At 63.1% G+C, this 241-nt stretch carries 1 protein-coding gene; it reads left to right on the top strand.

What is annotated here, in order from left to right; genetic code table 11:
• The coding region (locus G8O24_RS43790; RefSeq protein ID WP_244646487.1) for an ABC transporter substrate-binding protein at positions 1-241 on the top strand (241 nt) is incomplete at both ends.

Below are 241 nucleotides of genomic sequence, written 5' to 3'. Positions count from 1 at the left end.
AATTTGTTCATGGCGAGCCCGGCAAAGTGGCAGCACTTCTACGAGAAGGCGGAAGGCGCCGATGCCAAGGCGAAGTCGCAGGCTGCCTGGACCGCGTTCGCCAAGGATGCCGCGGGCACCGGCCCGTTCAAGCTGACCAAGCTGGTGCCCCGCGAGCTTGCCGAGCTGACGAAGAATCCGGACTATTGGAACGCCAAGCGCATTCCGAAGGTCGACAAGATCGTGCTGGTGCCGATGCCGG

The organism is Bradyrhizobium campsiandrae, from assembly GCF_014529705.1.
GTDB lineage: Bacteria > Pseudomonadota > Alphaproteobacteria > Rhizobiales > Xanthobacteraceae > Bradyrhizobium > Bradyrhizobium campsiandrae.
The sequence above is the reverse complement of the archived record's forward strand: the minus strand, read 5'-3'. Positions and strand labels throughout refer to the sequence as shown.